Origin of the sequence: Hoeflea sp. BAL378, from assembly GCF_000759435.1 — a bacterium.
GTDB lineage: Bacteria > Pseudomonadota > Alphaproteobacteria > Rhizobiales > Rhizobiaceae > Hoeflea.
This window is the reverse complement of sequence record NZ_JRJG01000100.1, coordinates 23,284-30,965: the sequence shown is the minus strand read 5'-3', so window position 1 is coordinate 30,965 and position 7,682 is coordinate 23,284. Positions and strand designations below refer to the sequence as shown.

The window sequence follows — 7,682 nt, the reverse complement described above, 5'->3', positions numbered from 1 at the left end:
GACGAGTTCCTGCATTTCGACTGGCGCGACAGCGCGGGCGGCCACGCCGGCGAGAACGACTATCTGCTGCGCCGGCCGAAGGACTACCGTTTCGCGACGCCCCGGATCGAGGTCACCGGGACTGAAGACCAGGTGACGCTCACCAGCGACCTGCCCGCCCTCTATGTCACCTATGATCATGGCGGCTCGGATGTCTGGTCGGACAACGCGGTCACCCTGCTTCCGGGCGTTCCCAAGCACCTGACGCTGAGCCGCGCCCGCGGCGGAATCCGGGGCGACGGCCGGGTCCGCTATCTGCAAGGCTGACACCTGACCCGGGGCCAAGGGGCGGCGCCCGGACCTGCCTTCGCCGGCATCCGGGGATGCGCTGTTCATGCGGCAAAAAGGGGCGGCGCCGGCAACCCGTGATGGCTTTGCCAGACGCGGTTTTGTCGATATACCAGCTCCGGAATATCATTCCCCGGGGGCGGGCAAAGGGCTCCAACCGGCCGGATCGGACGCCGCGGCGAGCTTTTTTGGCGAGCCGGCACGAAAAACACGAAGAAAGCAGCGAAGATGAGCAAGAACGCCGAGATTCAATCCCGCAAGACAGACGCCATTGCACGCGGCGTGGGCGTGATGACGCAGATCTATGTGGATCGCGCCGAGAATTCCGAACTGTGGGACGTCGAAGGCAACCGCTACATCGATTTCGCCGCCGGCATCGCCGTGGTCAACACCGGCCACCGCCACCCGAAGGTGATCGAGGCCGTCAAGGCGCAGCTCGACCGCTTCACCCACACCTGCCACCAGGTGGTGCCCTACGAGAATTACGTGGAACTCGCCGAACGGCTGAACAAGCTGGTTCCGGGCGATTTCGACAAGAAGACCGTGTTCGTGACCACCGGCGCCGAAGCCGTGGAGAACGCCATCAAGATCGCCCGCGCCGCCACCGGGCGCGCCGCGGTGGTTTCGTTCTCTGGCGCCTTTCACGGTCGCACCTTCATGGGCATGGCGCTGACCGGCAAGGTGTTTCCCTACAAGGCGGGCTTCGGCGCGATGCCAAGTGACGTTTATCACATCCCCTTCCCGGCGGCGCTGCACGGTGTCTCCGTCGAGCAGTCGCTGGCCGCGCTCGACACCCTGTTCAAAGCCGATGTCGATCCGGCGCGCGTTGCCGCGATCATCCTCGAGCCGGTGCAGGGCGAAGGCGGCTTCTACGAGGTGCCCGCGGGCTTCTTCAAGCTGTTGCGCGAGATCTGCGACAAGCACGGGATCCTGCTGATCGCCGACGAGATCCAGACCGGGTTCGCCCGCACCGGCAAGATGTTCGCGATGGAGCACCACGGCGTGGCGCCGGACATCACCACCATGGCCAAGGGCCTGGCCGGCGGCTTTCCGCTCGCGGCCGTCACCGGCAAGGCAAGCGTCATGGATGCGGCCAATCCGGGCGGTCTCGGCGGCACCTATGGCGGCAACCCGATCGGCATCGCCGCCGCCCACGCCGTGCTCGACGTGATCGAGGAAGAGGGCCTGTGCGAGCGCGCCATGCAGCTTGGCAACCGGCTCAAGCAGCGGCTGCAGGCGATCCGCGAGGATGTGCCGGAGATCGTCGACATCCGCGGCCCCGGCTTCATGAACGCCATCGAGTTCAATGACGTCAAGACCGGCAAGCCGAGCCCGGATTTCACCAATGCGGTCAAGTCCCGCGCGCTGGAGAAGGGCCTCATTCTGCTCACATGCGGCGTTTACGCCAATGTCATCCGCTTCCTGTCGCCCGTGACCATCCAGGACACGGTGTTCCAGGAAGCGCTGGACCTTCTTGAAGCGTCCATTCGTGAAGTTCATTCGGAATTTGGAGCTAAAGCATAATGACCAAGACACTCGCAGACATGCTGAAGAACCCGGACCTGCTGGTCAGCGCCGCCCTGGTGGGCGGCGAATGGGTCAAGACCGCCCCCGGCGGCAAGACCTTCGACGTGCTCAACCCCTCCACCGGCGAGGTCATCACCTCGCTTCCGGACCTGGGCGTGGACGAGACAAGAACAGCGATCGACGCCGCCTATGCGGCGCAGAAGGCCTGGGCCGCCAAGACCGGCAAGGAGCGCAGCGCGGTCATGCGCAAGCTCTATGACCTGATGGTCGCCAATGCCGACGATCTGGGCGCGATCCTGACCGCCGAGATGGGCAAGCCGCTGCCGGAAGCCAAGGGCGAGATCCTCTATGGCGCGAGCTTCATCGAATGGTTCGCCGAAGAGGCCAAGCGCGTCTATGGCGACGTGATCCCCGGCCACCAGCCCGACAAGCGGATCGTCGTTCTGAAGCAGCCCGTCGGCGTCGTGGCCTCGATCACGCCGTGGAACTTCCCCAATGCGATGATCGCCCGCAAGCTCGGCCCGGCGCTGGCCGTTGGCTGCGCCTTCATCTCCAAGCCGGCCGGCGAGACGCCGCTGTCGGCGCTGGCCATGGCCAAGCTCGCCGTCGATGCCGGAGTGCCGAAGGGCATCCTCAGCGTCATCACCTCGCGGTCGAGCTCGGCCATCGGCCAGGAGTTCTGCTCCAACGACAAGGTGCGCAAGATCACCTTCACCGGCTCCACCGAAGTGGGCCGCATCCTGATGCGCCAGTCGGCCGACCAGATCAAGAAGACCTCGATGGAGCTGGGCGGCAACGCGCCGTTCATCGTCTTCGACGATGCCGATCTCGACGCCGCGGTCGAGGGCGCGATGATTTCCAAATACCGCAACAACGGCCAGACCTGCGTCTGCGCCAACCGCATCTATGTGCAGGCGGGCGTCTATGACGCCTTCGCCGAAAAGCTGGCGGCGGCCGTAGGCAAGATGAAGATCGGCGACGGCTTCGGCGACGGCGTGACCACCGGTCCGCTGATCAGCCAGGACGCGGTCGAAAAGGTCGAGGACCACATCGCCGACGCCACGTCGAAGGGCGCCAAGGTGCTCGCCGGCGGCAAGCGCCATGAACTCGGCGGAACCTTCTTTGAGCCCACCATCCTGACCGGGGTGACCCGCGACATGAAGGTGGCAGGCGAGGAGACCTTCGGCCCGGTGGCGCCGCTGTTCAAGTTCGACAGCGTCGAGGACGTGATCGAGCAGGCCAACGACACGATCTTCGGCCTCGCCTCCTATTTCTACGCCAAGGACCTCAGCAAGGTCTGGCGCGTGGCCGAGGCGCTGGAATACGGCATGGTCGGCGTCAACACCGGCCTGATCTCGACGGAAGTGGCCCCCTTCGGCGGCGTCAAGCAGTCGGGCCAGGGCCGCGAAGGCTCGAAATACGGCTGCGACGACTATCTCGAGATGAAGTACATCTGCCTCGGCGGCATCTGAGGCCTGATCTCACACCGCCGTCATGCCGGGCTTGACCCGGCATCCAGACAGCCCAAGTCCTTGGGCTGAATGAGTCTTCCACCCGGCAGACGCCGGGTGGCTGGATCCCGGCTCGGGGGCCGGGATGACGGAAAGCAGCGCCATTTTCTGCACAATCCCTCCAAACCGGCGGCGCTTACGACACGCACGGTGCCCGCGGCCGGGATCAGTCCTCCCAGTCGACGCCGGCCGGGCGCCGATCGCGGCCCTTCTCGATGCGCACGGCTTCGTCGGCTTCCTCGATATCATCCGCGTGAGGCGCTTCCGGGGTCTCGTTGTCGCCGCCGCCGGTGAGCGCCAGATTGTAATACATCGGGAAATGGTCGGAGCCGACGAAGCGCTGCCGTTCGATCGCCACCAGCTCGAAGTGGCGGGAGTGGAAGATGTGGTCGAGCGGCCAGCGCAGGAACCAGTAGCGCGCGTCGAACGAGTTGAACAGGCCGCGGCCCTGGCGCGGATCAAGCAGGCGCGAAATCCTCAGGAACCGCCGGGTCGTGCGCGACCAGGCGACGTCGTTCAGATCGCCGGTGACGATCAGCGGCCGCGCCTCGTCCTGCGCTTCCTCGGCCACCAGCAGGATCTCGGCGTCGCGGCCATAGGTGTCGCGCACCGGCAGCGGCGGCTCGGGATGGAGCGCGATGATGCGGACCTCGCTTCCGCCGGGCAGAGTGACGACGCAGGAGATGCTCGGCACCTCCTTGTTGAGCAGGAACCGCACCTCGCAGTCGCTGAGCGGATAGCGGCTGGCGAGAATCATGCCGTAGCTGTTCTCCTGGGGCTGCAGGATGGTGTGGGGATAGTCCGCGAGGCTCGACTTGAGCGCCTCGCCCCAGGCGGCATTGGTTTCCATGAAGACGGCGACATCGGGCCGCGCCGAACAGAGCATGTCCGCCACGAGATGGTAGTCGCGGTTGCTCTCCTTGACGTTGCAGGCCACCACCGAGATGGTCTCGGTCGTCTCCGGATCGCCGGTAAACCCGGCCGTCTGGCGCGGCCACAGCGGCGTGAAGCGCAAAACATGCAGGAGCTGGATGACGATCGCCGCGGCGGCCATGCCGATGGTGACGAGATAGGTGGGCGCGGCGACGCTGAAGGTGAGCGTGGCGACGATGACCACGGCGGCCACCGCGATGACCTGCAGCCGGCCGAAATCGAACGAGCGTACCATGCCGTGGGCGAAGGGCAATAGCGGGATCAGGCTGGCGATCAGGCAGATCGCCGCCAGCACGAGGAGCAGGATCGGAATCATCGCCGGGCTCCCCGCGCGGCCGTTCCCCCGAAAGGGTGTGCAGGGGCGTCGTCAGAGGATGTCGGTATGTCGAGGGAGGGCGCCAACGTCTAGGCAGACGCGAGATCGGCCAGGGTGGCGCGCATCGAGGCCGGATAGCGGGACGCGAGCGGCGCGAGTTCGGCCGCGGCCGCAGCGACGGCGTCGCTTCGGTCGCGGTAGGGGCCGGTGTATTCGCTGCCGAACTTGTAGAACCACTGGTTCCGCCAGGTTTCGATCTCAAACAGGTTCTCGTTCATCTGCGCGATCTCTCTATTTGGTCGTGGGGCTTTCCGCTGCCCAGTCAACGCGGCATCGGGCGGAGGGTTCCCTTCCGCCGCGCGAAATATATCCACGGAACTTCCCGTTGCGCGCATCGTTTAGCTCGGCAGTCCGCCCCCGAGGGGCTTGTGGAGAGTGAGTTTTCCCCGATGACCGACGTATCCAGCTCGTTTCGTGACTTTGTCGAAAGCGCGGAGTTCCCGTGCGTCGGCGCCAAGTCGGCGCTGGCGCGCGATGCGCTCAGCACGCTGTCCGTGGGCAAGATCGACAGCCCCGCCGACGATGTCGAGATCCATCGCGCGCTGCGCGATTTCAGCGAGACGCTGGATCACGACAGCCCGATCGTCCGGTCCTTCGTGGTGATCTTCGACGGTCCCGACGACCTCGACGAGGAAGCCTTCGAGACGGCGCTGTGGAACCGGCTGCAGTCGCTGCACAATCTCGACGTGGTCAGCGGCCAGCCGTGGAGCGAGGCCGTGGACGCCGATCCGCAATCGCCGCATTTCTCGCTGAGCCTCGGCGGCGAGCCGTACTTCGTGATCGGGCTGCACCCGCATGCGTCGCGGCCGGCGCGACGCTACGAGCGGCCGGCGCTGGTGTTCAATTCGCATCTGCAGTTCGAGAAGCTCCGCGCCGACGGCCGCTTCGACAAGATGAAGCAGATCATCCGCGAGCGCGACGAGAAGCTCGCCGGCAGCGTCAACCCGATGCTGAGCGACCACGGCAAGGCCTCGGAGGCGCGCCAGTATTCGGGCCGCGCCGTCGATGGCGAGTGGAAATGCCCGTTCTCGCACAAGGAAGTCGCCTGATGGTCGAGAGAATCCCGCCGCGCAGCGGCACCGCGTTCAAGCTCAGGAAGGGTCAGCAGCTCACGGTCATAGACCCGGAGGGCGAGCAGGTCTCCGACCTCGTCGCCTTCAACGCGCTCGATCTGCGCGAGTACCTCTCCTCCGGCCGGTCGATCGACTATGCCGGGCGGATCTTCCTTTCGACCGGCGACCTGCTCTATTCGAACCGCTCGAACCCGATGCTCACCATCGTCGAGGACGAAGTCGGCCGCCACGATTTCAGCCTGACGCCGTGCTCGCGCGACACGTTCCGCATAATCTATGGCGACGCGCATCCGCATCACGGCTGCCAGGGCAATCTGGAAGCCGCGCTCGCTCCCTACGGCGTCGGCCCCGACCAGATCCCGATCGCCTTCAACGTGTTCATGCATGTGGCGGTCGACAGCGACAGCGGCGAGATCAAGGTGCTGCCGCCGCTCAGCAAGCCGGGGCAGAAGACCGTGTTCCGCGCCGAGATGGACCTGGTCGTCGCCATGACCGCCTGCTCGGCCGGGCAGTCCAACAATTTCCGCTACAAGCCGATCGACTACCGGGTCGATGACGCGGCCTGAGGGCTTCAGAAGATGCGGTCGCCCAGCGGATCGCCCTTGACGGTGCTCCGGCGGTGGGCCTCCACCTTGGGCAGCGCACAGAGCATCTCGTAAAGCAGGTTGGAAGCGAGCAGCGCCGTGGTGCCGCCCGGATCATAGGGCGGGGAAACCTCGACCAGGTCGCAGCCGACGAGGTTGAGCCCGGCGCAGCCGCGGACGATCTCGAGCGCCTGGATGGAGGTGAGGCCGCCCATCTCCTGGGTGCCTGTGCCGGGAACGAGCCCCGGGTCGAGGCTGTCGATGTCGAAGCTCAGATAAACGGGCGCGTCGCCGATGCGGTCGCGCACCACCTGCATCAGCGGCGCAAGCGAGCGGTGCCAGCAGTGTTCGGCGGGCACCACGGTAAAGCCCTGCGCGCGCGACCAGTTGAAATCGTCGGCCGAATAGCCGGTGCCGCGCAGGCCGATCTGGAACACCTTGTCGGCGATCAGCGCGCCCGCCTCGTGGGCGCGGCGGAACGGCGTGCCGTGGGCGATCGCCTCGCCGAACATGTGCTCGTTGATGTCGGCATGGGCGTCGACATGGACCAGCGCCACAGGGCCGTGATGGCCGCTCGCCGCCTTCAGGATCGGCCAGGTCAGCGTATGGTCGCCGCCGAGCGTGAGCGGAATGCAGCCTGACGCGAAGATCTCCTTGTAGCGCGCGGCGATGATGTCGACGGAGGCCTTCAGGTCAAAGGTGTTGATCGCCACGTCGCCGATATCGGCCACCTGGATGCAGTCGAAGGGGGCGGCGCCGGTGGCCGTGTTGTAGGGCCGGATCATGGCGCTTTCGGCGCGGATCTGGCGCGGCCCGAAGCGGGTACCCGGCCGGTTGGACGCGCCGATGTCCATGGGGATTCCAACGAAACAGGCATCAAGCCCGTCGCAGCTTTCCGCCGCCGGAAGCCGCATCATCGTGCCGGGCCCGCCAAAGCGCGGCATCTCGTTGCCGCCTAGCGGCTGGTTGAAATTCCTGGTCATTTCTGTTCCGCCCTGTTGACTGCACTCAGCCACAATTAGCCCATCGCGGCGAAACATGGGAAGCGGTTTCGAGAGGGAGGGAGGCACGTTTGGGGAGGATTGCGGAATCCGTCCCCCTTGAGGGGACGGGTTAGGGATGGGGGACGCGAGCGCAGCGAGCAACAGAGGCAATACCCCCACCCGGATCGGCCGCGCTCCGCTTGCCTCTCCGACCTCCCCTCAAGGGGGAGGTTGGGAGCGCGCCGCGGGCTGGCCACCTAGGACCAGGCCATCCCCCTCACCAACAAAATCTGCGACTTGGCCCTGCGGTCCAAGATCGCGATTTTGTATCCTCTCCCCGGAGGGGCGAGGAGAGGAAGCTGCGGGAT

General features: G+C 65.9%; 8 protein-coding genes. 5 read left to right on the top strand and 3 right to left on the bottom strand.

Annotated features, from left to right (window positions below; translation table 11 throughout):
• From LL06_RS27715 to LL06_RS19190, 3 genes are all read left to right on the top strand, one after another.
• Positions 1-306: glycoside hydrolase family 2 protein (locus LL06_RS27715; RefSeq protein ID WP_035530550.1), on the top strand; the 306-nt coding region annotated here is incomplete at its 5' end.
• A gap of 249 nt (positions 307-555) precedes the next feature.
• Positions 556-1,851: a 4-aminobutyrate--2-oxoglutarate transaminase gene (locus tag LL06_RS19195; protein WP_035530548.1), complete on the top strand. Its 1,296-nt coding sequence runs from the start codon at positions 556-558 to the stop codon at positions 1,849-1,851.
• Positions 1,851-3,326: an NAD-dependent succinate-semialdehyde dehydrogenase gene (locus tag LL06_RS19190; RefSeq protein ID WP_035530546.1), complete on the top strand. Its 1,476-nt coding sequence runs from the start codon at positions 1,851-1,853 to the stop codon at positions 3,324-3,326. Before LL06_RS19195 ends, LL06_RS19190 begins: the two co-directional genes overlap by 1 nt.
• Before the next feature lie 205 nt (positions 3,327-3,531).
• Here the strand turns inward: LL06_RS19190 and LL06_RS19185 are convergent, their stop codons facing one another.
• Together LL06_RS19185 and LL06_RS19180 are read right to left on the bottom strand one after the other, a co-directional pair.
• Positions 3,532-4,614 (bottom strand): endonuclease/exonuclease/phosphatase family protein, encoded by a 1,083-nt coding sequence (locus tag LL06_RS19185; protein WP_035530543.1) that lies wholly within the window; start codon positions 4,612-4,614, stop codon positions 3,532-3,534.
• 89 nt (positions 4,615-4,703) lie between these two features.
• Positions 4,704-4,892: a hypothetical protein gene (locus LL06_RS19180; RefSeq protein ID WP_035530541.1), complete on the bottom strand. Its 189-nt coding sequence runs from the start codon at positions 4,890-4,892 to the stop codon at positions 4,704-4,706.
• Positions 4,893-5,063: 171 nt separating this feature from the next.
• Here LL06_RS19180 and gntA point away from each other — a divergent pair, with 171 nt between their 5' ends.
• Together gntA and LL06_RS19170 are read left to right on the top strand one after the other, a co-directional pair.
• A complete protein-coding gene (gene gntA / locus LL06_RS19175) occupies positions 5,064-5,723 on the top strand; it encodes a guanitoxin biosynthesis heme-dependent pre-guanitoxin N-hydroxylase GntA (protein WP_035530538.1) in 660 nt (219 codons plus the stop codon).
• Positions 5,723-6,313: an urea carboxylase-associated family protein gene (locus tag LL06_RS19170; protein ID WP_035530534.1), complete on the top strand. Its 591-nt coding sequence runs from the start codon at positions 5,723-5,725 to the stop codon at positions 6,311-6,313. Before gntA ends, LL06_RS19170 begins: the two co-directional genes overlap by 1 nt.
• Before the next feature lie 5 nt (positions 6,314-6,318).
• Here LL06_RS19170 and speB read toward each other — a convergent pair whose 3' ends face one another.
• On the bottom strand, positions 6,319-7,314 hold the full coding sequence (gene speB / locus LL06_RS19165) for an agmatinase (protein WP_035530531.1): 996 nt from the start codon (positions 7,312-7,314) through the stop codon (positions 6,319-6,321).
• Positions 7,315-7,682 lie beyond the last annotated feature (368 nt).